This is a genomic window from Salinimicrobium oceani (genome assembly GCF_012037645.1).
In genome coordinates, this window is record NZ_JAAVJR010001431.1 from 1 (window position 1) to 310 (window position 310).

Below are 310 nucleotides of genomic sequence, written 5' to 3' on the forward strand. Positions count from 1 at the left end.
TTTTTTCCCGTCTTCTATGGTCGGACTTACTACAAAGCTTAAGGTGTTATTAATGCATCTGTCATTTTTTGACTGTATGATTTTAAATTCTTCGGCTATATCCTGCGGTGTATCTCCTGACAAAAATTCTTTATGAACTACTTCTGCATCTTTATACTGATTCCATCCATATGCTATAGATTCTCTTGTACGAGATATGGAGTGTCCCTTCCCAATCATTTTCTAAAGTTTTTTAAGTGGGTTCTTATTTCTTCAGTCAGATTTTTCACGGTGGCAGCTAGCTGAGGATCTCGATTTTTAAACATGCTGC

Annotated in this window: 1 pseudogene; it reads right to left on the minus strand. The window is 36.5% G+C overall.

Annotation, left to right across the window (positions count from 1 at the left end):
* A pseudogene (locus HC175_RS22515) lies at window positions 1–219 on the minus strand (relaxase/mobilization nuclease domain-containing protein); the annotation flags it as partial.
* Between the last annotated feature and the right edge of the window lie 91 nt (window positions 220–310).